The organism is Marinomonas gallaica (assembly GCF_049821165.1).
Taxonomy (GTDB): Bacteria; Pseudomonadota; Gammaproteobacteria; order Pseudomonadales; family Marinomonadaceae; genus Marinomonas; species Marinomonas gallaica.
Map to the genome: position 1 here is coordinate 3,690,177 of NZ_CP187511.1, position 24,021 is coordinate 3,714,197.

Consider the following 24,021-nt stretch of genomic DNA (forward strand, 5'->3'; position numbering starts at 1 on the left):
CACGCAAATGAGATTTAGTATACTCCGCATGCCAAAGCATTTACGTTACTACGCACTATTATTTCAAAGTCTTTTCATCTTGCCTATGGCTGAGGCAAATGAATGGGACTGGGTACCTCGCGAATCACTAAGCGAATCACAGCAGGCAACACTTGGCCAGTATTGCCGTGGTGCGTACGTCGACAGCTGGCAAGTGGTCGATGGTGACAATACACACTTGCTCGCGGATCTGATCTATCGCGATGAGCAAGGCACTCTGTATATGGAAGGTGCCGCGACTTTACGTCAACCTCTATCAGAACTGGATGCCGATACAATTAAAGGCGTACCGGGGGATTATTATCAAGCTCAAGGCAATGTCGCGTTACGCTCTAAAGGGCAAGTAATCAGAAGTGACAACGCTTATATCAGTACCGCAGAAGGTAACCAGAGCGCGCAATTTGATAATGCTCGTTTCCTTGCGCACGATAGCCGCCTGAGAGGGGAAGCGGGGCAAATCGCACGAAACAAAGAAGGTCTGATTTTTATTAAAGAAGGCTTTTACACTACCTGTGAACCCGGTGAAGATAGTTGGCAACTGTATGGTTCTAGCATTGAGCTGGACACTGACAGTGGTTTCGGTACCGCCAAGCATGTTCAAATCCGTGTTCACGATGTGCCTATTTTCTACTTCCCTTGGCTGCGCTTCCCTCTGGATCAACGCCGTCAAACGGGTTTTTTGTTCCCCAGTTTTGGCTTTAGTGGCAAGCAGCTCACCCTGTCAACGCCCTACTATTTGAATCTTGCTCCCAATTACGATGCTACTATCACACCTAACCTAGTGATTCCGATCGTCTCTGAGGACAGCAATGATAAAGATGACAGCGGTCAAGGATTTGATATAGAGCTGCGCCATCTTGGCCAATATGGCAAAACCCAGTATGAACAATCTACGTTTTACGATAACCATGGCAACGAAGGCACATTGCGCAAATTCACCAGTGACCAGCAACTCACTCAAAGCTTTGGTATTGGTGCTTACCTAGAAGATAACCCCACAGAAAACGTGGAACCGGACGTAAACAACACCAGCATTCAAGAAGAAGACAACTACGAGCGCCGAGGCTATGCTCGCTATAATCTGGGGAACTTTAGCTCGAATGTTCAAGTTCGACGCTTCCAGACACCCGATCCAACAGAAGATAAACCATTGGAATGGCTACCTCGTTTGAGCGCTTCTTATCGCTATGCGGATACCCGTTACAGCTATCGACCAGATGTTGAGTTCACCGACTTCTATGAGCCGGATAAAGAAGGCTCTGATGGCAAACGTATGGTCTTGAACCAAGATATCAATATCAGTACAGGTAATGCTTGGGGTCAAGCTACGGCAGGCGTGTTACACCAATACCGCGACTACAGCTTGCATAATTACGATACCAAGCAAGACAAAGACACTAGCGTCAACCACCTGTCTTATTACTTAGATACCAGTGTTGTGTTCGATCGCCGCTTTAATACAGATTGGCGTCAAACATTAGAGCCACGGGTCAATTACTTATACGCACCTTACGAAGATCAATCTGACATTCCGGATTTTGACGCGAATGAAATGGAAATGACTTATGGGCAAGCCTTTTCTCATCGTCGCTTCAGCGGTAACGACCGCATCGGGGATACAGAACAAGTCGCACTGGGTTTAGAAAGCCGCCTTTACAATGGTAACAACATAAACCGTTGGACATTCCAAGGTGGGCAGGTATTTTACTTACGTGATCGCAAAGTCGACATTGATGGTGAGACAGGAAACATTGTAGACAGCAGCCATCATAGTCCAGTGCTAACCACAGCCGCTTACAACGGCGATAATTTCACACTGGCGAATCATTTTAACTATGATTTTGATGAAGATCGTGTAGATCTTGCGCAAACTGCTTTGAAATACACACCAGACAGTGGCGTTGTCTTCAATCTTAGTTTCTCATACCTACATGATGACAACGAAGATGATATGACGAAACAATCGAGTTTTGGCACCATCATTCCAATTAATGAAAACTGGCACTTCTTCCATCAGCAATCCTATGATTGGATAGACCGAGAGCAAACCGCTCAGGTGGAAGGGTTTGGCTATGAAAACTGCTGTGTCAAAACATCGTTTAGTTACCAACGCTGGCGTGATAATGACGGGCAGTTTGACGAAGGTGTATTCTTACAATTTATTTTACGTAGTTTAAGTGGTGTGGGGCGAACCAATTCGGATATCGACACCATCGCAGATGACTACTGGAACCAAGGCAAGGTCGGATATTAATGATGTATAAGAAGTTTATTTGCTCACTGTTAGTAACATCCGCAGCGTGGACAGCAGCACCTGTGCTTGCGGAGCCTGTGAAAATTGACGGTTTAGCAGCAGTCGTTGATGCTCGTCCGATTTTGGACAGTGATGTCAACGCCCGCTTCCAAGTGGTTAAAGACCGAATTCCTGGCGGCATACTGACCGATACCATCCACCGTCAAATCGTTAACCAGCTGATCGAAGAAGCTTTGCAAGTGAATTACGCACGCAAGCAAGGCATTCGAGCAAGCACCTCAGAAGTTGACCAAGCTATCATGGGCGTGGCGTCCAATTTCAACACCGATATCAATGGTCTAAAACAGCTTCTGGCGAACCAAGGTGTAGATTACAAACGCTACCGACAGCAAATCGAAAGTGAGATATTGATCGGCAAAGCGCGTCAACAAGTGGCTCAGTCCCGTATTTCTGTCACCGAGCAAGAAATTGAAGACTTTCTTCAAAATCAACAAGCAGACGGTCAAAACCAAGCAGAATTCCATCTTCGTCACATTGTTGTGCGCGCATCGGATGTCGCGGAAGCACGAGCGCAAATTGAAGCGATTGCGGACCAAATTGGTTCAGAGCAAGATTTCATTAACCAAGCCATTGCCAATTCTCAAGGCCAATTTGCAATCGAAGGTGGCGACCTAGGCTGGCGTAAAGCGAATGAGCTACCCCGTCTGTTTACTCAAGCAGTTAGTTCTCAAGAAGAAGGTACTTTAGTCGGCCCATTGCAAAGTAATGCAGGCTTTCACCTATTATGGGTGATTGAAAAACGCTCACAAGATGTCGCCGTTCAGCAAGAGACGAAAGTCAGCCACTTACTATTGCGCCCAAATGAAATCCGTAACAATAAACAAACTCGCGAATTGGCTGAGCAACTTCACACTCGCTTAGAACAAGGCGCTAACTTTGCCGACCTTGCTCGCGAGTACAGTGAAGACCAAGGTTCGACCATTCAAGGCGGTGACTTGGGCTGGGTAACACCAGGAACCATGGTGCCTGAATTTGAAGAGATGATGAACAAAACACCTGTGGGCAGTATCAGTGAACCGTTCCAGTCTCAATTCGGCTGGCATATTCTTGAAGTCGATGGTCGTCGTCAAAACGATATCAGCGATCAAGTCAAGCGTCGTAATGCAGAGCGTGCAATCATGACCCAGAAGCAAGACTTTGTTTTGGATAACTGGCTATCTGAGCTGCGTGCCGATGCGTTCATTGACCGCAAAAGCGACTCATAAAGGAGTGACACTGTGAGCCCACGTATCGCTATTACCTCAGGCGAGCCTGCCGGTATTGGTCCTGATATCATTCTTTCTGCGCTGCAAGACTCATTTGCCGCGCAGTTAGTGATCGTCGGCGATCCAGACCTTTTTCGCCGCCGTGCGACAGAGTTAGGCTTAAACATTAAGGTCATCGTTCGTGATGATCTTAAGGATCTAACAGAACACCAAGCGGGCACACTGCAAGTATTGCCTACCCCATTGGCGAATGCCGTAACCACAGGGGTACTAGACGTTGCGAATGCGCCGTATGTACTTGAAACCCTGCGTATCACTGGTCAAGGTTGTCTTAATGGTGACTTTGACGCAGTGGTGACACCACCGGTCCATAAAGGCGTTTTGTGTGAAACAGGCGTACATTTCTCTGGACACACGGAATTTTTCCAAGAGTTATGCAGCAGCCCACAAGTCGTTATGATGTTGGCCAGTCAAGCCATGCGAGTGGCATTAGTCACCACGCATTTGCCACTTAAAGACATTCCCGCAGCCATCACGCCTGAAACAATCAAAACGGTGACTCGTGCCTTGCACCATGACCTAAGAACCCGTTTTGGCTGCGACAACCCGCGCATTTTAGTGTGCGGATTGAATCCTCATGCAGGGGAAGATGGGCATTTGGGGCACGAAGAGATCGACATCATCATCCCGGCCTTGGAAAGCCTACGCCAAGAAGGCATGAATCTTATAGGCCCGCTTCCTGCGGATACTTTGTTCCAGACAAAATACCTAGATCAGGCTGACTGCGTGTTAGCCATGTATCACGATCAAGGATTACCTGTGTTAAAGTACTCTGGATTTGGTAATGCGGTAAACATCACCCTTGGCCTACCAATCATCCGAACGTCCGTTGATCACGGCACGGCTCTCGATTTAGCGGGAACCGGACAAGCAAGTGATGGCAGCTTAAAAGTTGCCATTGAACATGCCATTACCATGGCAACCAACGCCCAAGAAAGTACTTAAATGAGCAAACCACAGCCCCACAAAGCGCGTAAACGCTTTGGTCAAAACTTCCTTCATGATGTCGGCATTATTCGTCGCATTGTTGCCTGTATCGCGCCGAAAGAAGGACAACGTATTGTCGAAATCGGTCCCGGTAAAGGCGCGCTAACAGAGGGCATCATCAGTGCCACTAAACGCATGGATGTGGTGGAGCTTGACCGTGACTTAATCCCGATTCTGCGAGTTAACTTATTCCGTTACCCAGATTTAACGGTACACGAAGCCGACGCGATGAAATTCGACTTTTCAACGCTCGCCACTGAAGGCAACATTCGAGTAGTCGGTAACCTACCCTACAACATTTCGACACCGTTAATTTTCCACCTACTTAGCTATGCTGAGAAAATCGACGACATGCACTTTATGCTACAAAAAGAAGTGGTGGTTCGTTTAGCCGCTCGCCCTGGCGACAGTCTATACGGACGTTTGAGTGTCATGGCACAATATTACTGTCAAGTTGAGTCTTTGTTTATCGTAGGCCCTGAGTCGTTCGATCCACCGCCGAAAGTGGACTCTGCGATTGTACGTATGACCCCCCATAAGACTCGACCATTTGTTGCGCAAGACCTTAAGACACTTGAGGATATGGTACGCATTGGCTTTCACCAACGCCGTAAAACACTGCGCAACAATTACAAAGGCGTATTGAATGACGCTGACTTCGAAGCACTTGGTATTGATCCAAGTTTGCGTCCTGAACGTTTAGATGTAGAAGACTTCGTCAACATCGCCAACTTAGTAAGCCAAAAGGACTAACCATGCAGTCGGAACACGATATCGTCGTTACCGTTCGTACGGAATTTTTACCTGAGCAGTCAGTTTCCGAAGATGATCGTTTTGTGTTCGCTTATCACATCACAATAACCAACTGCGGTACTGAAGCGGCAAAGTTATTGTCTCGCCATTGGGTCATCACCAATGGCAATGAAAAAGTACAAGAAGTAAAAGGCGCTGGCGTGATTGGCGAATACCCTTACCTAGCGCCAGGTGAGTCATATGATTACAGCAGTGGTACGGTACTGGATACCGTGGTTGGTGTGATGCACGGCAGCTATCGTTTTCTAAGCGATGACGGCACGGAATTTGATGCACCGATCTCGCCTTTTACTTTAGCGGTACCCAACCAAGTACATTAAGGTTTGATATGTCTACCTACGTCATCGGTGACTTACAAGGGTGTTTTACGCCACTGCTAAAACTGCTTGAACAAATTCAATACAACCCTGAGGTCGATCACCTGTGGTTCGCAGGTGATCTAATTAATCGCGGCAAAGAATGCTTAGAGACCCTGCGTTTTGTGAGCTCCCTAGGGGACAAAGCCAAAGTTGTTTTAGGCAACCATGATTTGCATTTATTGGCCGTTGCCCATGGTTTTGCCACCCTAAAGCGTGGCGACACTTTGGTTAACATTCTACAGGCCAGTGACCGTGACGAACTCATGGCGTGGCTAAGACAACAGCCGCTGTGTCATTACGATGAGCAGTTTAATGTCATTATGACGCATGCGGGCGTGCCTCCTTGCTGGGATATCCAAGACACTTTACGCTTAAGCAATGAAGTCGAAAGCGTACTGCGTTCCGAGCAACTAGAGGATTTTCTTCAGGTCATGTATGGTAATAAGCCAAACGTATGGTCAGAAGACCTAATCGGAATGGATCGCTTACGAGCCATCACAAACTATTTAACCCGAATGCGTTTTTGCCGTGCTGACAGCAAGCTTGACCTGAAGTCTAAAGAAGGCCCAAGCACCGCTCAAAAGGACTATTTACCTTGGTTTCAATTACCCAGCAAACTCCCTCAGGAGACGCGCGTAGTATTTGGACACTGGGCAGCCTTGGAAGGTGTTACCAATGCATCAAACATCTATGCATTAGACACAGGCTGTGTCTGGGGTGGTACGTTAACGGCACTACGACTGGAAGACAATCAACGCTTCAGCACTCCTTGTAACTTAGCCTGAGAGAACCATGAGTACCTATTCTTGTATTGATATTAACGATGCCCTACCCCTTCTTGAAAATGACGCTGTTGTTGTAGATATTCGCGATACAGCCAGTTTTGAAGCGAGCCACATGAACACAGCGATTAGTCTTAACAATGACAACGTGCAAGCATTTATCGCCAGCACGAATAAGGACGTCCCTGTTATCGTATGTTGTTACCATGGCAACAGCAGTAAAGGTGCGGCTGAATTTCTTGCTAGTCAAGGTTTTCGCGAAGTCTACTCACTGAATGGCGGTTTTAGTCAATGGAGTGCCATGTACCCAGAACAGTGCGAGCAGGGCTAACTCATGTTGCATACTGTTTACCTAGTAGGCGGCGCCGTTCGCGATGAGCTATTAGGCCTACCTGTAAAAGATAAAGATTGGGTTGTAACAGGCGCAAAGCCAGAACACATGTTAACCCAAGGCTACCAACAAGTGGGTAAACAGTTCCCTGTCTTTCTACACCCTGATACGAAAGAGGAATATGCGCTCGCTCGAAAAGAGCGCAAGCAAGGCATTGGCTACACAGGTTTTGTCTGTGACTTTGCACCAGACATACGTTTGGAAGAAGACTTGGAGCGTCGAGATTTGACCATCAATGCCATCGCTAAAAGTGATGACGGCACATTGATTGACCCCTTCAACGGTCAACAAGACATTGCCGAACGCATACTACGCCATGTCTCCGACGCATTCATTGAAGACCCCTTAAGAGTCCTTCGAGTGGCTCGATTTATGGCACGTTTCGCTGAATTTGGCTTTCAGATCGCGCCAGAAACCAAAGCTTTAATGAAGGCTATTGCGGATTCTGGAGAGCTTAGCAGCTTAACGCCAGAACGCGTCTGGCGCGAAACTGAAAACGCTTTAAACAGCCCTCACGCACATGTCTATTTCGATGTATTAAAAGAAGTAGGTGCTTTAAACGACCTCTTCCCTGGCATGGTGTACCACACTCAAACACTGTCAACACAATGGGATAAACACAGCCGCTGGAGCTTAATCACGGCCGACACTCCTATTATTGCGTTATCAGAGCTGAACGCGCATTTACGTGCGCCCAATCAATTTTGTTGGTACAGCCAACAAGCTCGCGCTTTTATTGAAGCCAATACATTGCCTTTGCCAGCGAGCGCTTGGGAGTCATGGCTCGCAAGTGTGGCGGCAGTCAAAAAGCCGCAACCCTTTGAAAAGTTGGTACAAGTACTCGCGCAGTTAACTCAAACGGATACTGTCTATTGGTTGGAGTTGCGCTCGAACATCGCCAAAATGAATGCGCAGGTTTTGATTAAACAAGGTTTTAGTGGTGCGGAGTTGGGACAAGCTTTAAAGCAAACGCGAGTTGAAGCACTTGAAGCGCTTGACAACCCGCTGTTGCTCAAAGCAGAAAACCTCAGAGAGGCGTTAGCCGATTAGGCACTACGACGAATTTTGACACCCACCGCTCGAGCCGATGGCACTGCACCGGGCTTACGCAATGTCATCGTAATTGAGGTCAAACCAAAACGCTCAATCAATACCGCACAAAGGCGCTCCGCTAACGTCTCAATCAACTCGAATTGATGTTCTTTACAAAAACCAATAATGGCATTCGAGATCGCTTCATAGTCTAGCGTTTTCTGAATGTCATCGTTTGCAGCTGGCACACGGTTATCATGCTCCATCTCAATGTCGAACACCAAATCTTGCCAAATAACTTTTTCCCACTCGTATACACCAATCACGGCTTTAGTGTGTAGGCCTTCAATAAATACGATGTCTTGCATGATTACACTGCCTCTGTGATGTCTGGCAAATCAGCCAATGGCCAACGAGCACGAATAGAAAGATTAAGGGGAGAACTTTGGCCCGCTAACAAACGCTGAGCCCCTGCGTAAGCAATCATTGCCCCATTATCGGTACAAAACTCTGGGCGCGCATAGAATACGCCGGCATTAATCTTTGCCAATTGCGTTTCCAACTGCGTTTGCAAACGCTTGTTTGCACTCACACCGCCCGCAATGATCAACTGATTTAAGCCCTCTTGCTCCAATGCGCGACGACACTTAATAACCAATGTGTCGACCACGGCCTGCTCAAACGCTAACGCAATGTCTGCTTGAAACTGGTCATTAAACGCTTCTCGGTCCAATGCATCGTGCACCGCGGTTAAAAACGCGGTTTTAAGGCCACTAAAACTGAAATCCAATCCGGGTCTATCTGTCATCGGACGCGGGAACTTAACTCCCGAGCCTGGATTACCTTGTTGAGCAAGCTTAGCGATGTATGGACCACCCGGATAAGGTAAACCAATCATTTTCGCCGCTTTGTCGAATGCTTCACCGGCTGCGTCATCTAATGACTGACCTAGAAGTTTGTATTCACCAATAGCATCCACACGCACAAGCTGTGTATGACCACCAGAGACCAACAAAGCAATAAAAGGCATTTTAGGCTGTTTCTCTTCTAGCATTGGCGCTAGCAAGTGGCCTTCCATGTGATGCACACCTAACGCAGGAATTCCCAATGCATACGCCATCGAACGACCTATTGTAGCGCCTGCCATCAAAGCGCCAACTAAACCTGGCCCAGATGTATAAGCAACAGCATCAAGATCCGACTTCGTTAATTTGGCATCCTCAAGCACCTCATCAATCAAAGGCAGCGTTTTACGCACATGATCACGAGAGGCAAGCTCCGGCACGACACCACCGTACTCGGCATGCTGAGCAATCTGAGTGTAAATTTTATGGGTCAGTAGGCCTTTATCGGTGTCATAAATGGCAATACCGGTCTCATCACAAGATGTTTCTAAACCTAAAACTATCATGGTATTCCTACACAAGTGTTAATGCCGCCATTGTACCCAATCTTGATTCACTTAGCAGTCACATTGATGAAAGCATTGGACATATTCGATTAGATCGCATACACTATCGCCCGATTTAATCGTTTAATTAAAAGGCAGGTGATTTTTTATTATTGTCCCCTACATGATGGGACACACTGTATAAGCCACACATAAAGGCTCATACCAATTTATTTTATGAAGAAAAATCGGTATGATTCGCGCCGTTTTGTGTTTACTAAACGAATTAAACTCTTTTATAGGTAATTAGATATGCCACAAGTTAAAGTTAAAGATAACGAACCATTTGACATCGCTCTACGTCGCTTCAAGCGCTCTTGTGAAAAAGCAGGTGTTCTTGCTGAAGTTCGTCGTCGTGAATGCTACGAGAAGCCAACAACTCTACGTAAGCGCGCAGCAGCAGCAGCTGTTAAGCGTCACGCTAAAAAAGTATCTCGCGAGCAGAAGAAATTCCAACGCATGTACTAGGCAATTGCGAGTTGCAGTTTAGCAACTAACGCATTGCAGTAGAGTCGAAAAGCTTTACGATACGAAATCGGCTAGTTCTACAACTAGCCGATTTTTTTTGTTTCAATAACCTGATTAACCATTCCAGAGGAAGACCCCAATGTCAGAATTGAGAAAACAGATCTCCGATACTCTAAAAGCTTCTATGCGCGCCAAAGAAAAAGAGCGTGTTACCGTAATTCGTACCATTCAAGCCGAAATCAAACGCGTTGAAGTGGATGAGCGTATCGAAGTTGAAGACGATCGCGTACTGGCAATTCTTGATAAAATGGTTAAACAGCGCAAAGACTCTTTCCAACAGTTTACCGATGGTGACCGCGCTGACCTTGCCGAGATTGAAAAGAAAGAAATGGACATCATTGCCGAGTTTCTTCCTCAGCCACTGAGCGACGAAGAAGTGACGGAAATCGTTAAACAAGCGATTGCTGAAACAGGCGCTACCAGTATGCAACAAATGGGCGCAGTAATGGCCATCGTTAAGCCACAGGTACAAGGCCGTGGTGACATGTCTGTTGTTAGCAAGCAAGTTAAAGCGCTTTTAGGCTAATACAACACTATGTCGGGACGCATTCCAGATCAATTTATTGATGAGCTATTGGCTCGCACAGACATCACAGATGTTGTCGCGTCCCGCATAACCTTAAGAAAAACTGGGCAAAATTTCTCAGCGCTGTGTCCTTTCCATAACGAAAAATCCCCCTCCTTTAGCCTAAACCCTAACAAACAGTTTTATTATTGCTTTGGCTGCGGCGCAGGCGGTAATGCGATCTCGTTTGTTATGGAGCATGATCATTTAGATTTTGTTGACGCCATTGAAGTACTCGCAAAAGACGCAGGTTTGGAAGTCCCTAGAGATCAGGGCGCACCGGATCGCTATGAACAAAATGCGGAGCTACTAAAGCGCTTAAGCGAAAGCGCTACCTTTTTCCAAGAACAACTGGTGAAACACCCTACTAAGGAAAAAGCCCGCGATTACCTTGCTAAAGAACGTGGTCTCACTGGACAAATTGCGAAAGTATATGGCATTGGCTATGCCCCTCCAGGGTGGGATAACCTACTAAAGTCGATTGGTAACCATCGTGCTGAGCACGAAGAGCAGCTCCTACATGGCGGCATGCTAATCGAGAAAAAAGAACAAGCCGGACACTATTACGATCGCTTCCGTGATCGAATCATGTTTCCGATTCGCGATAATCGTGGACGCGTGATTGCCTTCGGTGGACGAGCCTTTGGCGACGAAAAACCCAAATATCTGAACTCACCAGAAACACCTGTTTTCCATAAAAACCAAGAACTATACGGTCTTTACGAAGCTAAGCAGAACACCCAAGTCCTTGACCATATTATTGTGGTCGAAGGCTATATGGATGTCATTGTACTGGCTCAGTACGGCATCACCAATGCGGTCGCGACTCTTGGCACATCGGTCAACAGTCAACATTTCAGAAAACTGTTCAAACTGGTCGATAAAGTCACACTGTGTTTTGATGGTGACAAAGCGGGACGCTCAGCCGCCATTCGCGGCCTAGAAGCCACCTTGCCGGTGATTCAAGATGGCAAACAGGTACGCTTTTTATTCTTACCTGAAGGCGAAGACCCAGACTCTCTTGTTCGTAAAGAAGGCTCAGATGGTTTTCTAACGCTCTTAGAAGACTCTTCATCCCTTGCCCACGTGCTGTTTGAACATGCTCGATCTCTAGTCACACTGGCAGATGAAGAAGGTGAGGCTCAATTTACACAAAACGCGATGGCGCTGATCCAAAGCATTCCAGCCGAAAGCACCTTAAGGTCTTTACTGGTCAAGCAACTGTCTGAGCAATCTGGTTTAAGTTCAGATACGTTAACCGCTAATGCGCCAATCCCAAGACATCAAGAATACTCGCCACAAACTAGTGATGCGCACCCTCCCACAAGCAGCGGTCAATACGACCCCTACGGATACGATGATGGCTATGCGCCAATGGATTATCCTGAGGGTGATTACACCCCTTATCCTGACGAAGCCCCTATTCCACACCACAGCCCAAAAGGTGTCACAGGGAGCAAACCGTTCAAAGGAGGCGGTCAATCCAAGCAAGGTAAATGGCAAGGTAAAGGTAAGTGGCAGAACAATAGTGACCGCGAGCAGTTTGCACCAATGTCGCAACAACCACGCTTAGGGCGCATTGCCCATGCCACACTTTGTATATTGATGCACCCGGCTATCGCTCACGAGATTGAAGTGCCGGACCCCTTGTTGACGGGCGATACCCCTGAACGCCAAGCATTTAGCCGAGTGTGGCGCTATTTTGCTAAACACCCAAACAACAATGCTGGGCATTTTTTATATCAAGAGCGCAATCAAGATTTATTGAACACTGTTTATGCCCTGTTAAACCACCCTGATGCCACCACAAAGCAGCAGCTCACCAACGCTAAACAAGAAGTTTTAGACATGGTTGCAGAACAATCTGATGCACTTGGTTTAAATTCTAGTATCCAACGGTTGAAAAGTCGTGGCAATGACGCCATTAACAACCCTGAAGCACAGCAAGAACTACGCGCATTGATGGAACAGTTACGCAAAAAGAAGTCTAAGTTTTGACTAATTATTGCCCAATGTAATCGAGAATATCTGGATAAAATCGGAAGATTTTGTTATAATACGCGGCTTGCTAATCTCCCAAACGAATTTCTAAACGATAGGTTGTCGAATGCCAGACACTCAACAGTCACGTCTTAAAGAGCTGATCGCCAAAGGTAAAGAACAAGGTTACTTAACTTTTGCGGAAGTTAATGACCATCTACCTGATGACCTTTCTGATCCAGAGCAGGTTGAAGAAATCATTGCCATGATTAATGACATGGGCATCGTGGTTTCTGAATACGCGCCTGATAAAGAAAGCCTTCTTATGGAAGAAGGCGACTCAACCGATGACGACGCAGCTGAAGAAGCTGCTGCAGCACTTGCTGCTGTAGAAGGTGATGTAACCCGCACCACCGATCCTGTACGTATGTACATGCGTGAAATGGGTACTGTAGAACTGCTTACTCGTGCCGGCGAAATCGCTATTGCTAAGCGAATCGAAGAAGGTACGCGTGAAGTAATGGCAGCTCTGTCTTACTACCCAGGCGCTGTCGATGTATTGATCAATACATACGATCGAGTACTTGAAGAAGAAGGTCGCCTAAGCGATATCTTCAGTGGCTTTATTGACGGTGATGGCGAAGAGCCAGTATTCGAAGAGCTAGAAGAGCCTGTTGTAGAAGCCGCTGAAGACGACGCTGATGACAGCGACGACGAAGAAAGTGACGACGATGATGATAGCGAAACTGAAAGCGGTCCTGATCCAGAGGAAACAGCTTTACGTTTTGGAGAGATTCGCCGCACTCATCGCGAGCTGCAAGCATTACTTGAACAACACAACTACGATCGCAAAAATCCAGATGTGGTGGCTAAGCAAGAAACGCTCAGCATCATGTTTGCCCCCATCAAACTTGCGCCTAAACTGTTTGATGAACTAATCGATCGTGTACGTTCACGTATGGACAAACTGCGTGAGCAAGAACGTCTAATCATGCAACTGTGTGTACGTAAAGCAAACATGCCTCGTACCGAGTTTTTGAAGCGTTTCCCGAACAATGAAACGAATCCTACTTGGATTCAAGAGCGTATCGAAGCAGGTGTTGCCTACTCTGAAGGCCTACGTGAAAACGAAGCTGAGTTTATGCGTTGCCAACGTAAACTACGTGGCATCGAGAAAGATACTGGCTTAACGATCACAGAGCTTAAAGAGATCAACCGTCGTATTTCGATTGGTGAAACTCGTGCTCGTCGCGCTAAGAAAGAAATGGTTGAAGCTAACTTACGTCTGGTTATCTCGATCGCTAAGAAATACACCAACCGCGGCCTACAGTTCTTGGATCTCATCCAAGAAGGTAATATCGGCCTAATGAAAGCGGTTGATAAATTCGAATACCGTCGTGGTTACAAATTCTCTACTTACGCGACATGGTGGATTCGTCAAGCAATCACTCGTTCGATTGCAGACCAAGCTCGCACAATTCGTATTCCTGTACACATGATTGAGACGATCAACAAGCTAAACCGTATCTCTCGTCAAATGCTACAAGAAATGGGGCGTGAAGCGACGCCTGAAGAGTTGGCTGTGCGCATGGACATGCCAGAAGACAAGATCCGTAAAGTATTGAAGATTGCGAAAGAGCCTATTTCAATGGAAACGCCTATCGGTGATGACGAAGATTCGCACCTAGGTGACTTCATTGAAGATGATGGTGCCGTATCACCAAGTGATACTGCGACTAGCGAAGGCCTAAAAGAATCAACAACAATGGTTCTTTCTGGTTTGACTGCACGTGAAGCGAAAGTATTGCGTATGCGTTTTGGTATCGATATGAACACTGACCACACCCTAGAGGAAGTGGGCAAGCAGTTCGACGTGACACGTGAGCGTATCCGTCAAATCGAAGCAAAGGCACTGCGTAAGCTACGCCACCCAAGCCGCTCCGAGCACCTACGTAGCTTCCTAGACGACTAATAAGTTATCTAGAGACAAGCTCTTAAAGCCCCTAGTAGTTCACACTACTAGGGGCTTTTTTTGTATCTAAGTCTTAATGTTTTATTTTGTTGTTAAACTTCACACTTGTCGCATTTTTGTCATACACTGAAAATATGCTCAAGGTTAAGAAGCAAGTTAGCTTGTCTAATGTTAGTGAATGCCGTTAACGACAATGCGCAACGTATACCTCCATCCACAAGGGAAAGGTGATACTTAATGACCCAAGAGACTCGACACCCCTCCCTGCCCACGCGTTATTGTACGCAGCACTTCGCCGTATTCCTCACATACTACACAAGCGTATCTAAAGGATTATTTATCTCTAAGTAGAGGAGAGAAGTACTATGGAAAAGATCTATGTGTTAGATACCAACGTGTTACTTCACGACCCAATGGCCATCTACGCCTTTGCGGAACACAAAGTCGTCATTCCTATGACAGTCTTGGAAGAGTTGGATGAAATTAAGGATCGCAGAGATAAAGATGTCAGCCGAGAAGCACGCCTAGCAATTAATATCATTGATAAAATTGTTGGGGACGCTTCACCTAAAGAACTGCAAAACGGTGTCCCTATCCATACCGCCGAAACGGAGCAAGTGGCAAAAACCTTTGGTACTTTGGCTATTTTCCCGGACCAACAAATTACCAACATCGACAACGTTCCATTCTTAAATGGCAATCACCATCATGCCAACGATAACCGTATTATCAATGTCGCACTGAGCTTACAGGCCACTAATCCACGTGCCAGTGCATGCCTAGTCACTAAAGACATTAATATGCGTATCAAAGCCAAAGGTTCGGGGCTTGAGCGTGTTGAAGACTATCGTAAAGACAAAGTCTTAGACGATGTTGACCTTTTAAATAAAGGTTACGTACACATCGAGGGCCGTTTGTGGGACGGTATTTCAAACGTAGAAACAGAGAGTCATGGCTCTCACACAGTTCATAAAATCAAAAAAACAGAACTCCCAGACGAACTGTATTTAAACATGTTCGTTATTGATGATGAGGAGTTCAGTGGCTTTGTAGTCAATATTGACGAGGAATTCATCTATTTGGTAGATGTAAATCGTCAAAGCCTGATGCATCAAAGCTTCTGGGGAATTGAGCCGCGCAACTTAGAGCAAGCCATGGCTTTTTATCTACTCCGCCATGAGAACAGCGACATGATGATTATGACTGGACCCGCAGGCTCTGGTAAAACACTGCTCGCCTTGGCATATGGTCTGCATGTCACCATGGAAGAGAAACGCTTTAATAAAATCATCGTAGCCCGATCAACTCCACCACTGGCGGAAGACATCGGTTTTCTACCTGGGACAGAGGAAGAGAAAATGGCGCCTTGGTTGGCCGCTTTTGACGATAACCTTGAAATACTGCACGGCAGCGATGAGCACTCCGTCAGTAGCATTGAATACGTGAAACAGAAAGCCAACATACAATTCAAGTCGCTGAACTTTATGCGTGGCCGCTCGTTTAACAACGCACTGATCATTGTCGATGAGGCGCAAGGCCTAACCCAGTTCCAACTTAAATCCATCGTCACCCGTGTTGGCGTAAACTCAAAAATCATCGTGTTGGGTAACCTAGCGCAGATTGATAACAAATATATTACGCCACTAACCTCAGGTTTAACCTATCTGGTTGAGCGCTGTAAGCCCTTCAAATACACCAGTATTATGCATGTAAACGGCATCGAACGTAGCCGCTTAGCGGAGTTTGCTGAAGAAAACTTATAAGGACTCACTATTAAGAGCGCAGTATACCTGCGCTCTTAATGTTACCTCTAGTGAGGGCGAGCCTCGATACGCTGATCAATATCAGGATGAGACTGTAAATAGTTCCAACCCTTCTTATCATCGCTATCAGTCATTGGATAGGCACTTTTTAGCTTGCGTAATGCCATCGCAAAGTCATTGCTTGAACGCTCTATTTCAAGCAAATGCTGATACGCGAACTGATCCGCTTCGCGCTCCATTTCCCGTGAAAAAGAAAGATCGACCAAGCCAACCCCTGCCCCCAAAACAACCTCTCCTGCCCCCTCTATGTCGCCAAAAATAATGGCGTACAATACCGTGGTGATGGTGGTACGAATGACAGCTTGAAGACTATGTCGATGTTCCACATGCCCAATTTCATGCAACAGAATAGCGTCCAATAGATGCAAATCGTCCTGCATCAACTCAACAATACTGTCTGTAACAACAACCGTACCATCAGCAAGCGCCATTGCATTCGGCCCTAGATGCCAGCTACGAAATTGTAATTGATAATGCTCTTGAGGTAACTCTAAGCGTTCAAGTAAAACATCCCAGTTGCCCTGTACTTGAGCCATCGTATCCGATTCCAGCTCACTCTCTTCAAAGTATAGTTGGTCTAACAATGATAGGCTCTGCTGACCCATTTCTTGAGAAATCGTCATGGGCACAACCGAGGCGACTTGAACAGCGGCAAAAGGAATCGCCACCTTTACCATGCCAGTCAAAAAACCAATCATTAACCCAATGGCAAGTAACCCGTAGAGCCATTTACGCTCTAGCCAATAGATGAAGGAAGAAGATTTGCTGCTATTAGGCCAAGAAAAATCAGGATCAGCTGGCGTGAAGCTTGCTCCATCTCCAAAAGAAAGCGTCATCGGAACACCAGGCAAGCGTGACGACATGCTACAGCTTGAATACGACTGCTGTTGTAAGACACCGTCTGACAAGTAATCAGATACAATGATCTGATCGCCATCAAGATCTATACACAGCTTAGCAGCATCAATACGTGACGATGCTGCGTGCTGAAATGTCCCGACTATTGGCTCAGAAATGGCCGTCATAGACGGAGCCCCTTAGGTGATAGACAAGTCTGCGTCGAAGAAACCAGACATTTCCTCTCCGAACGCGGAGTCCAATTCACTGGAAGAGGCCACAAGACGATCAATTTCAGGCGTTAGATGAACTTCTGTCGCGTCGGCCAATAGCTTATTCATACGAACTTGCGCTACAGGAAAGCCTAACCCTAAGGTGAAAACCACAATCAGAGCATTACTTGCCATCACCCCTAGGTAACGACCGATCTGAAGGTCCGAGCGGAATGAAACTAAGTTGCGAGCGCTTAGACCGTTCATAATATGGTTGCGGATGATCACATGAAAAACACTGAAAGCAACAAAGAATAATGCATAAGAGGCGAAAACCATACCCAATGGTGGACCGCCAGCAGCACTCATTGTTTGCATACCGATAACAAACAGCAGAACTACTGGTACCATGAACAAAGCAAACGCAATAAGCCCTGCTTTGTAGAAAGTTTTCAGTGACAGATCCGCTTCGAATTCATGCTTACCAAATAAAATGTTGTTGTAAATATAGTGACTGGTACGAAAAATCACCCAAGGCATTGCAAGCCCCAAACTTAGTACACCAAGCAAAGGCAGCAACATAAAGTTCATATAAGCACCACCAATCGATCCGGTAAAACCAAATCGTACATTTCGGTAGGCAGTATGACGCAAGCTAAATTGTAGACCTTTAACCATCAAATATGGCGTCGCAAACATCACAACTAACGCTAACAAGGCCGCAACGAGCGGCATAAAAGCCGAACTTAACATGTAAATAATGAACAACACTAGAGCGATTAAACGCCCTTTTAACAGTTGCATCGGAGTGGCTAGGTATTGTAAGCGATGGCCTTCAATTTGCGTATGACCATAAAGATACTGAGTGTTGCGAACCTTCGCCCAAGCACTGTAAATGCCTAGAGTAACGACGGTTAAAACCAAGTTCACAATCCAAAGTTTAAAGTATTCCCACTTACCAGCAGAAAAAGAAATAGCGCTGACACGCGTGTCAGTTGAGAGAGATGAATCCATATCAAATTGTCCATTTAGCAATCAAAATTCGAAGCGGAATTATCCACAACCGTTACTAAAAAACAATATGCAAATGAAAATCAATCTTAAATATACAATAAAAAAGCGGCATAATCGCCGCTTTTTACACTACCTTTACAAGCGTCATTCTACTTTTGACAGGATATCCTTTAACGTCGCTGTCAGCTCAGCATTGGTTAGCACGCCTTTGTCGGTATCAAAGTTATCGTTAAACGAAGGCACAGATAGACTGCCCTTTAAATCCATTGCGAAAAACTCTGCCGACCCTACAGCAGCCGACAAGACACTGTTTGCACCACCAGGACCAGGCGACGTCGACAATAATACGGTTGGTTTGTTTTGGTAGACTTTCATGTCGATGCGCGATGTCCAGTCAAACAAATTTTTGTAGACTGCTGAGTAAGAACCATTGTGCTCTGCAAATGAAATAAGCACGACATCCGCTGCACCTATTTTATCGAAAAACTGCTGCGCCAACGGGTGCATGCCATTTTCAGTTTGACGCTCGATGCTATAAATAGGCAACTCATAGTCATTTAAATCGAGTACTTCAACGTCAGCACCTTTATTTTCAGCCAACACGTTAGCTGCATAGGTAACCAGTTGTTTGTTAATTGATGCTTTATGGTTTGTTGCGGCAAAGGCTAATACTTTCACAGATTGTCCCTCAAATTGGTATTTAAATATCTTGGTTACTCTTAATAGAGACTACGATAGCACGCTATTAAGGATCAAATATGTTAAAAGAAAACCGATTAGTTAATACTTTATTTACTTTAATGCAAAAGTCACTGCGGCTTGCGTATGAATCGCTGTTGTATCAAATAAAGGCACATCTGTGTCTTTTTGTTCAACCAACATACCAATTTCAGTACAACCAAGAATCACAGCTTCAGCGCCCTGCTCTTTTAGAGATTGGACAATACGTAGGTACTCAGCTTTAGCGGCGTTAGTCGTAATACCTAGACACAGCTCTTGGAAGATAACTCGATGTATCAAAGCTCTATCGCCATCCTCCGGAACCATCACATCCAAGCCAAACTTATCAGTCAAGCGACCTTTATAAAAGTCTTGCTCCATTGTAAACGCCGTACCAAGCAAACCAACACGTTCGATACCAGCGCGAACTAACGCCTCTCCAGTTGCATCCGCAATGTGGATAAGCGGGATATTAATAGCATCTTCGACTTGATCCGCCACTTTGTGCATGGTGTTAGTACAAATTAAAAGGCAGTCTGCTCCGGCAGACTCTACACCACGAGCGGCTTGCGCTAAAATTGAGCCTGCTTGCTGCCAATCAGAATTGCGCTGGCACTCTTCTATTTCAGAAAAATCGACACTGTACAACGCAATCTTCGCAGAATGTAGACCACCCAAAGACGCCTTGATGCCTTCATTCAGAGCTCGATAATAGCTCTGCGTACTTTCCCAGCTCATACCACCTAACATACCAATCGTTTTCATCTAATCGCCTCTTCTCTCTACATAAGTGACACGATTCCACTTTGACTACCCTAAATTTGATTAGCAAGAACAAATAGTAAAAAAAGCGCCTTCGGCGTTCACAGAAGGCGCTTCAAATCATCATAAGCTAAAGGTTACTGCTGACTTGGAAAGGCAAATTGTGCTGCTTCATGAGTTGCACGTTTTGGCCAACGCTGGCTGATTGCTTTGCGTCGTGTGTAGAAACGAACGCCATCCGGGCCGTATGCGTGTAAGTCGCCAAAAAGCGAGCGCTTCCAGCCACCAAAACTGTGTGAAGCAACAGGGACTGGTAATGGCACATTGACGCCGACCATGCCAGCTTCAACTTCATCGCAAAACATCTCAGCCGCTTCACCATCGCGCGTAAAGATACAGGTACCGTTGCCGTACTCATGCTCATTAATCAACGCGATGCCCTCTTCTAAGCAGTTCACACGTACAATGCAAAGCACAGGCCCAAAGATTTCTTCTTGGTAAATACTCATCTCTGTGGTCACTCGATCAAACAGACAACCACCAATGAAGTAACCTTCTTCATATCCGGGTATGTTTAATCTACGGCCATCTACTAACAAGTTAGCGCCACTGGAAACACCTTCATCGACATATTGAGTCACTTTGTCAAAATGCTCTTTAGAGATCAGCGGCCCCATTTCTGAGCTTTCTTGAGTGTATGCGCCTACTCGCAACGCTTGAATTTGCGGAATAAGCTTTTCTATTAAACGTTCTGCTGTTTCATCGCCAACGCATACCGCTACGGAGATCGCCATGCAACGCTCACCACAAGAACCAAAAGCAGCGCCCATTAAAGCACTGACTGCACCCTCTAGCTCTGCATCAGGCATAACGATCGCATGGTTCTTGGCTCCGCCTAGCGCCTGCACTCGCTTGCCTTTCGCCGTACCTTGAGAATAGATATACTCCGCTACTGGCGTCGAGCCGACAAAACTCATGGCTTTCACCTGAGGCGCCTCGATCAACGCATCGACAACTTCTTTGCCGCCGTTGATGACACTCAATACGCCTTTTGACAACCCCGCTTCCACGAGAAGTTTCGCAATATAAAGCGTCGAACTTGGATCTTTTTCTGACGGCTTCAAAATAAAGCAATTGCCACATACTATGGCTAACGGATACATCCACAAGGGCACCATAGCAGGGAAATTGAAGGGGGTTATGCCCGCCACAATACCAACAGGTTTACTGTCACTCCACGCATTAATCCCAGGGCCTGTATTAGAAGAATACTCACCTTTAAGTAACTCAGGTGCACCACAAGCGTATTCAACATTCTCAATACCACGTTGCAATTCACCTAATGCATCAGGAAGCGTTTTACCGTGTTCTTCACTGATCAGCTTTGCGATCGTTTCTTTGTTCTGCTCCAGCAGTTCTTTGAAACGAAACATGATGCGTGCACGCTTTAACGGCGGTGTGGCTTTCCACTCAGGTAACACCTCTTCGGCCGCTGCTATGGCTGCGGCAACGGTCTGAGCATTGCCCATTTCCATAGAGCACGTAACTTTACCTGTCGCAGGGTTAAATACATCGATGACTTGTTCACTGTGGCTGATCATTTCACCTGCGATAAAATGCGTTACTGTTTCCATAACTTTGTATACCTATTGATACGGTTTAAATATGTGATGACTTAATCTAACTCGTGTAGCGTCTCATGGACGGCACTAAACAAACGCTCTAAGTCTTCTGGATCGGCATTAAAAGTGGGGCCAAATTGCAACGTATCACCTCCTGCTCGAACACAATAGCCTTTGTCCCAAAGTGCCAACATGGCTTTGAAGGGGCGAATGGTTGGATCACCTTCTTTAGATTGAATTTGAAGTGCGCCCGCTAAACCACAATTACGTATATCTATCACGTGATCGGTTCCCTTAAGGGCATGCAATTTATTCGCAAAAATAGGGGCTAATTCCGCCGACTGCTCAATTAAATGATCGCGCTCAAGTAAATCTAAACAGGCCAACGCTGCTGCACAAGCCACAGGGTGAGCGGAATACGTATAACCATGGGTAAATTCGATCGAATGATCGGCTAGAGGTTGCTCCATAAATGTTTTATAGATCTCCTCTGAAGTCACTACGGCCCCCATCGGAATGGCGCCATTGGTAAGCTGCTTAGCCGTATTTAAAATATCCGGCGTGACGCCGAAATACTCCGCTCCCGTCCAGCGACCCATTCGGCCAAACGCAGTAATGACTTCATCGAAAATAAGTAAGATGTCATGTGCATCACAGATTTCACGTAGGCGTTGCAAATACCCTTCTGGCGGCACCAAAACACCAGCAGAACCTGACATAGGCTCAACAATCACTGCAGCGATGTTTGAGGCATCGTGAAGTTCAATCAGTTTCAAAAACTCATTCGCCAATGCCACACCGCCGGTTTCAGCCATACCTTTGGTAAAAGCTAACTCTGGCTGTAGAGTATGTGGGAGGTGATCTGCATCTAGGAGTTGGCCAAAGGTTTTACGGTTACCATTTATACCGCCTAGGCTGGTGCCACCGAAGTTCACCCCGTGATAACCTCTTGCTCGACCAATTAGCTTAGTTTTGCTGGGCTTACCTTTCGCCCTCCAATAGGCACGAGCTAGTTTTAACGAGGTATCAGCGCTTTCGGAGCCAGACCCTGTAAAAAGCACGTGATCAAGACCCTTTGGCATTTTCGCAACGATGCGCTCAGCAAGCTGAAAAGACAACGCATGCCCAAATTGGAAGGCTGGTGAGTAATCGAGAGTCCCTAGTTGCTCTGCGACCGCTTTCTGGATTTCTGGACGTGCATGACCCGCACCACAAGTCCAAAGCCCTGACAGAGAATCGTAGACATCGCGCCCATGCTGGTCTTTGAACCAAGATCCAGCTGCCGATGCAATAATACGAGGATGGCTATGAAAGTGGCGATTGGCTGAAAACGGCATCCAATGCGCACTCAAATCAACCTCAGTTTCTCCCTGCGAAAATCGATAATGACTCATGCTAACCCCATATTTTTCTATTCTGTAGGAGTCTTTTTCGCATGAGTTCGGCTGCTATTAAATACAAACTTACTTTACTCAGCTTAAGTAAAAACGAAACTGAGTCGCTCATTACTCGCAGCAAAAGCTTAATATCAGGCCGAAGTTTTCTGTCAATTTAGTAGATTCCATTGGTTTATAAGCATTTTTTAAATGAGAAAAGCACCGTTAACCGATATAACAAAAACTTATCCATAAGCGACTTATTACTTTACAGATAAAAGGTAATATGTTTTTGTGTGTAATAATGGTGCAAATAAACAGGAAAAAACCTGAAGCAACTACTCGTAATCTGTTAGTAAAAATGGGAGAGGGGATTTGAAGTATCGTCATAGTTACCTACTGTGTAGTGGACTTTTACTTCTTAGCAGCCCCTCGGTTTACGCGGCAGAAGAAATAGTGCTTTACAGCATGCACTTCCCTCCCTACTCCATTGATGCGCGCGTTGCGCCTTCGTACGAGGCTGACGTCGGAGAAGATGGTTTCTATGGCGTTGACATTGAAGTCATTCGAGCAGCCTACGCTTCGCAAGAAATCGAGGTCACATTTAAAAGCGCGCCTTGGAAACGCATGATGCGTGATGTAAAAGCTGGGCTTATCCTAGGGGTTGTATCATGTCGTCCTATCTCAGCGCGAGCACCTTTTAGCTACTTTTCAGATGCTGTTAGCTACTCCACTATGGTAATGGCAACACAAAAAGGCCAATTTGGAGATCAGAACTCTTACCCACTGGAAAAACTGAACTTTTACAAAAATATCGTGATGGCGGGGTGGGCCCAAGAGCATATTTTAACACGCAACAATATCAGCTACACCGTGGTCAATGGTATAAACCAAGGTGTTTCACTTATATTACATCGCAATCAAGATGTCTTTATGACAGACAAAGAAAGTCTGCTTTACGTATTGGATCAGATGGATGTAAAGGATCAATTTAGTCTCTACAACATTGATAACATTGACTATACAGACTATAGCGTTTGCTTTAGTAAGCGATACGAACAGTCAAAACGCCTACGACACGCTTTAAATCAAGGCTTACAGGTTCTTCGAGAATCAGGAAAAATCAATGCCTTGTATGCAAAGTATGGGATTACGAATCCCAACGTTGATTCTTAACT

The 24,021-nt window shown here is 45.9% G+C and carries 22 protein-coding genes; 14 read left to right on the plus strand and 8 right to left on the minus strand.

Features of this window, described 5'->3' with window-relative positions; translation table 11 throughout:
- Positions 1 to 28: 28 nt before the first annotated feature.
- Genes ACPUEK_RS17480 through ACPUEK_RS17515 form a run of 8 tightly spaced genes read left to right on the plus strand, consistent with a single transcriptional unit; the run spans position 29 to position 8,000 of the window.
- Positions 29 to 2,293 carry an LPS-assembly protein LptD gene (locus ACPUEK_RS17480; protein WP_425641631.1) on the plus strand — a complete coding sequence of 755 codons (2,265 nt, stop codon included), beginning with the start codon at positions 29 to 31 and terminating at the stop codon, positions 2,291 to 2,293.
- Positions 2,293 to 3,558, plus strand: coding sequence for a peptidylprolyl isomerase (locus ACPUEK_RS17485; RefSeq protein ID WP_425641632.1), 1,266 nt, complete (start codon positions 2,293 to 2,295; stop codon positions 3,556 to 3,558). The genes ACPUEK_RS17480 and ACPUEK_RS17485 overlap by 1 nt, the downstream gene beginning before the upstream one ends.
- A gap of 12 nt (positions 3,559 to 3,570) precedes the next feature.
- Entirely contained in the window at positions 3,571 to 4,563 is a 993-nt protein-coding gene (gene pdxA / locus ACPUEK_RS17490; RefSeq protein WP_425641633.1) for a 4-hydroxythreonine-4-phosphate dehydrogenase PdxA, read from the plus strand.
- Positions 4,564 to 5,358 (plus strand): 16S rRNA (adenine(1518)-N(6)/adenine(1519)-N(6))-dimethyltransferase RsmA, encoded by a 795-nt coding sequence (rsmA, locus tag ACPUEK_RS17495; protein ID WP_067032091.1) that lies wholly within the window; start codon positions 4,564 to 4,566, stop codon positions 5,356 to 5,358.
- Positions 5,359 to 5,360: 2 nt separating this feature from the next.
- Positions 5,361 to 5,738: a Co2+/Mg2+ efflux protein ApaG gene (gene apaG / locus ACPUEK_RS17500; RefSeq protein ID WP_067032093.1), complete on the plus strand. Its 378-nt coding sequence runs from the start codon at positions 5,361 to 5,363 to the stop codon at positions 5,736 to 5,738.
- Positions 5,739 to 5,746: 8 nt separating this feature from the next.
- Entirely contained in the window at positions 5,747 to 6,562 is an 816-nt protein-coding gene (locus tag ACPUEK_RS17505; protein ID WP_067216568.1) for a symmetrical bis(5'-nucleosyl)-tetraphosphatase, read from the plus strand.
- 7 nt (positions 6,563 to 6,569) lie between these two features.
- The gene (gene glpE / locus ACPUEK_RS17510) at positions 6,570 to 6,890 is read left to right on the plus strand and encodes a thiosulfate sulfurtransferase GlpE (protein ID WP_067216571.1); all 321 of its coding nucleotides are present in this window, start codon (positions 6,570 to 6,572) and stop codon (positions 6,888 to 6,890) included.
- Positions 6,891 to 6,893: 3 nt separating this feature from the next.
- Positions 6,894 to 8,000, plus strand: coding sequence for a tRNA nucleotidyltransferase (locus ACPUEK_RS17515; RefSeq protein WP_067032102.1), 1,107 nt, complete (start codon positions 6,894 to 6,896; stop codon positions 7,998 to 8,000).
- Here ACPUEK_RS17515 and folB read toward each other — a convergent pair.
- Both folB and tsaD read right to left on the minus strand, forming a co-directional pair.
- Positions 7,997 to 8,350 carry a dihydroneopterin aldolase gene (gene folB, locus ACPUEK_RS17520; RefSeq protein WP_067032105.1) on the minus strand — a complete coding sequence of 118 codons (354 nt, stop codon included), beginning with the start codon at positions 8,348 to 8,350 and terminating at the stop codon, positions 7,997 to 7,999. The genes ACPUEK_RS17515 and folB overlap by 4 nt on opposite strands.
- A 2-nt stretch (positions 8,351 to 8,352) precedes the next feature.
- Positions 8,353 to 9,393, minus strand: coding sequence for a tRNA (adenosine(37)-N6)-threonylcarbamoyltransferase complex transferase subunit TsaD (gene tsaD, locus ACPUEK_RS17525; protein WP_425641636.1), 1,041 nt, complete (start codon positions 9,391 to 9,393; stop codon positions 8,353 to 8,355).
- Positions 9,394 to 9,684: 291 nt separating this feature from the next.
- On the opposite strand from tsaD, the gene rpsU reads away from it, so the two are divergent.
- The 5 genes from rpsU (at position 9,685) to ACPUEK_RS17550 (ending at position 16,240) form a co-directional block, all read left to right on the plus strand.
- Complete coding sequence (rpsU, locus tag ACPUEK_RS17530) at positions 9,685 to 9,900, plus strand: 30S ribosomal protein S21 (RefSeq protein WP_067032111.1); 216 nt, start codon at positions 9,685 to 9,687, stop codon at positions 9,898 to 9,900.
- A 139-nt stretch (positions 9,901 to 10,039) separates the two neighbouring features.
- A complete protein-coding gene (locus ACPUEK_RS17535) occupies positions 10,040 to 10,486 on the plus strand; it encodes a GatB/YqeY domain-containing protein (RefSeq protein ID WP_067032114.1) in 447 nt (148 codons plus the stop codon).
- Positions 10,487 to 10,495: 9 nt separating this feature from the next.
- Positions 10,496 to 12,523 (plus strand): DNA primase, encoded by a 2,028-nt coding sequence (gene dnaG / locus ACPUEK_RS17540; protein ID WP_425641638.1) that lies wholly within the window; start codon positions 10,496 to 10,498, stop codon positions 12,521 to 12,523.
- 109 nt (positions 12,524 to 12,632) lie between these two features.
- Positions 12,633 to 14,477: an RNA polymerase sigma factor RpoD gene (gene rpoD / locus ACPUEK_RS17545; RefSeq protein WP_067216585.1), complete on the plus strand. Its 1,845-nt coding sequence runs from the start codon at positions 12,633 to 12,635 to the stop codon at positions 14,475 to 14,477.
- A 365-nt stretch (positions 14,478 to 14,842) separates the two neighbouring features.
- Positions 14,843 to 16,240 carry a PhoH family protein gene (locus tag ACPUEK_RS17550; RefSeq protein WP_067216589.1) on the plus strand — a complete coding sequence of 466 codons (1,398 nt, stop codon included), beginning with the start codon at positions 14,843 to 14,845 and terminating at the stop codon, positions 16,238 to 16,240.
- Between the two features lie 47 nt (positions 16,241 to 16,287).
- Here the strand turns inward: ACPUEK_RS17550 and ACPUEK_RS17555 are convergent, their stop codons facing one another.
- From ACPUEK_RS17555 to ACPUEK_RS17580, 6 genes are all read right to left on the minus strand, one after another.
- The gene (locus ACPUEK_RS17555) at positions 16,288 to 17,325 is read right to left on the minus strand and encodes a M48 family metallopeptidase (protein ID WP_425641640.1); all 1,038 of its coding nucleotides are present in this window, start codon (positions 17,323 to 17,325) and stop codon (positions 16,288 to 16,290) included.
- 12 nt (positions 17,326 to 17,337) lie between these two features.
- Positions 17,338 to 18,363, minus strand: a complete 1,026-nt coding sequence (locus ACPUEK_RS17560; protein WP_425641641.1) for a YjgN family protein — start codon at positions 18,361 to 18,363, stop codon at positions 17,338 to 17,340.
- Positions 18,364 to 18,507: 144 nt separating this feature from the next.
- On the minus strand, positions 18,508 to 19,041 hold the full coding sequence (locus ACPUEK_RS17565) for an NADPH-dependent FMN reductase (protein ID WP_067216600.1): 534 nt from the start codon (positions 19,039 to 19,041) through the stop codon (positions 18,508 to 18,510).
- 114 nt (positions 19,042 to 19,155) lie between these two features.
- Positions 19,156 to 19,848, minus strand: coding sequence for an aspartate/glutamate racemase family protein (locus tag ACPUEK_RS17570; RefSeq protein WP_067032136.1), 693 nt, complete (start codon positions 19,846 to 19,848; stop codon positions 19,156 to 19,158).
- A gap of 134 nt (positions 19,849 to 19,982) precedes the next feature.
- Entirely contained in the window at positions 19,983 to 21,479 is a 1,497-nt protein-coding gene (locus ACPUEK_RS17575; protein WP_425641642.1) for a CoA-acylating methylmalonate-semialdehyde dehydrogenase, read from the minus strand.
- Between the two features lie 41 nt (positions 21,480 to 21,520).
- Complete coding sequence (locus tag ACPUEK_RS17580) at positions 21,521 to 22,861, minus strand: aspartate aminotransferase family protein (protein ID WP_425641643.1); 1,341 nt, start codon at positions 22,859 to 22,861, stop codon at positions 21,521 to 21,523.
- 357 nt (positions 22,862 to 23,218) lie between these two features.
- Between ACPUEK_RS17580 and ACPUEK_RS17585 the strand changes: the two genes are divergently transcribed.
- The gene (locus tag ACPUEK_RS17585; protein ID WP_156489026.1) at positions 23,219 to 24,019 is read left to right on the plus strand and encodes a substrate-binding periplasmic protein; all 801 of its coding nucleotides are present in this window, start codon (positions 23,219 to 23,221) and stop codon (positions 24,017 to 24,019) included.
- Positions 24,020 to 24,021: the final 2 nt, after the last annotated feature.

What these genes read in the sequence shown, in the direction of transcription:
- ACPUEK_RS17480 (WP_425641631.1), top strand. Translation starts at nt 29, where the DNA reads ATGCCAAAGCATTTACGTTACTACGCACTATTATTTCAAAGTCTTTTC.
- ACPUEK_RS17485 (WP_425641632.1), top strand. Translation starts at nt 2,293, where the DNA reads ATGATGTATAAGAAGTTTATTTGCTCACTGTTAGTAACATCCGCAGCG.
- rsmA (WP_067032091.1), top strand. Translation starts at nt 4,564, where the DNA reads ATGAGCAAACCACAGCCCCACAAAGCGCGTAAACGCTTTGGTCAAAAC.
- apaG (WP_067032093.1), top strand. Translation starts at nt 5,361, where the DNA reads ATGCAGTCGGAACACGATATCGTCGTTACCGTTCGTACGGAATTTTTA.
- ACPUEK_RS17505 (WP_067216568.1), top strand. Translation starts at nt 5,747, where the DNA reads ATGTCTACCTACGTCATCGGTGACTTACAAGGGTGTTTTACGCCACTG.
- glpE (WP_067216571.1), top strand. Translation starts at nt 6,570, where the DNA reads ATGAGTACCTATTCTTGTATTGATATTAACGATGCCCTACCCCTTCTT.
- ACPUEK_RS17515 (WP_067032102.1), top strand. Translation starts at nt 6,894, where the DNA reads ATGTTGCATACTGTTTACCTAGTAGGCGGCGCCGTTCGCGATGAGCTA.
- folB (WP_067032105.1), bottom strand. Translation starts at nt 8,350, where the DNA reads ATGCAAGACATCGTATTTATTGAAGGCCTACACACTAAAGCCGTGATT.
- tsaD (WP_425641636.1), bottom strand. Translation starts at nt 9,393, where the DNA reads ATGATAGTTTTAGGTTTAGAAACATCTTGTGATGAGACCGGTATTGCC.
- rpsU (WP_067032111.1), top strand. Translation starts at nt 9,685, where the DNA reads ATGCCACAAGTTAAAGTTAAAGATAACGAACCATTTGACATCGCTCTA.
- ACPUEK_RS17535 (WP_067032114.1), top strand. Translation starts at nt 10,040, where the DNA reads ATGTCAGAATTGAGAAAACAGATCTCCGATACTCTAAAAGCTTCTATG.
- dnaG (WP_425641638.1), top strand. Translation starts at nt 10,496, where the DNA reads ATGTCGGGACGCATTCCAGATCAATTTATTGATGAGCTATTGGCTCGC.
- rpoD (WP_067216585.1), top strand. Translation starts at nt 12,633, where the DNA reads ATGCCAGACACTCAACAGTCACGTCTTAAAGAGCTGATCGCCAAAGGT.
- ACPUEK_RS17550 (WP_067216589.1), top strand. Translation starts at nt 14,843, where the DNA reads ATGGAAAAGATCTATGTGTTAGATACCAACGTGTTACTTCACGACCCA.
- ACPUEK_RS17555 (WP_425641640.1), bottom strand. Translation starts at nt 17,325, where the DNA reads ATGACGGCCATTTCTGAGCCAATAGTCGGGACATTTCAGCACGCAGCA.
- ACPUEK_RS17560 (WP_425641641.1), bottom strand. Translation starts at nt 18,363, where the DNA reads ATGGATTCATCTCTCTCAACTGACACGCGTGTCAGCGCTATTTCTTTT.
- ACPUEK_RS17570 (WP_067032136.1), bottom strand. Translation starts at nt 19,848, where the DNA reads ATGAAAACGATTGGTATGTTAGGTGGTATGAGCTGGGAAAGTACGCAG.
- ACPUEK_RS17575 (WP_425641642.1), bottom strand. Translation starts at nt 21,479, where the DNA reads ATGGAAACAGTAACGCATTTTATCGCAGGTGAAATGATCAGCCACAGT.
- ACPUEK_RS17580 (WP_425641643.1), bottom strand. Translation starts at nt 22,861, where the DNA reads ATGAGTCATTATCGATTTTCGCAGGGAGAAACTGAGGTTGATTTGAGT.